Source organism: Halalkalibacter wakoensis JCM 9140 (assembly GCF_000513095.1).
GTDB lineage: Bacteria > Bacillota > Bacilli > Bacillales > Bacillaceae_D > Halalkalibacter > Halalkalibacter wakoensis.
The window spans coordinates 1-632 of the sequence record NZ_BAUT01000181.1; the positions used below are offsets into that span (position 1 = coordinate 1).

The 632-nt window shown below is 34.8% G+C and carries 1 protein-coding gene; it reads left to right on the forward strand.

Annotated features, from left to right (window positions below; translation table 11 throughout):
* Positions 1-362: sulfurtransferase (locus tag JCM9140_RS22165; RefSeq protein WP_034751871.1), on the forward strand; the 362-nt coding region annotated here is incomplete at its 5' end.
* Positions 363-632: the final 270 nt, after the last annotated feature.

Genomic DNA, 632 nt, shown 5'->3' on the forward strand with positions numbered 1-632 from the left:
AAAACGTGATAGGAGAAAAAGATATTGTCATTTTTGATGTTCGATCACCTGAAGAGTATAAAGGAGAAAAAATATTAGCGAAAAGAGGAGGTCATATTCCATCAGCGGTAAATTTGGAATGGAATCGTGTGTTAGAAAAGGAAATTCCGATCTATAAGCCGGCAGAAGAGATTGATTTACTCTTAAAAAAAGCGGGTGTAACAAGAGACAAAAGAGTTGTTGTTTATTGTCACAAGGCTATGCGTGCTTCTCATATGTATGTTACCTTGCGATTAATGGGTTTTGAGAACCTTACTGTTTATGAAGGGTCGTGGATTGAGTGGGGGAATGATCCGCACACGCCTGTTACGAATCCAAGTTAAATGTAAAATAATGATGATTAAGTGGCTGTCTTGGGATTTGGGATTAATCCCATGCAATGGAAAGAAGTAAGACAGCCTACTTATTCATTATCGAGGGAACTACCTCTATTTATTTTTAAAAAAATATTGCATTGGGTTTTTAATCGTGTTATATTATTTCTTGTCGCCGCAAACGACGTTTTCAAGTTAAAAACATTTTTTTAAAAAAAATGTTGCATTTATTGTTTGTGTGTGATAAATTAATAAAGTCGCTTTTGAGCGATAAAAGAG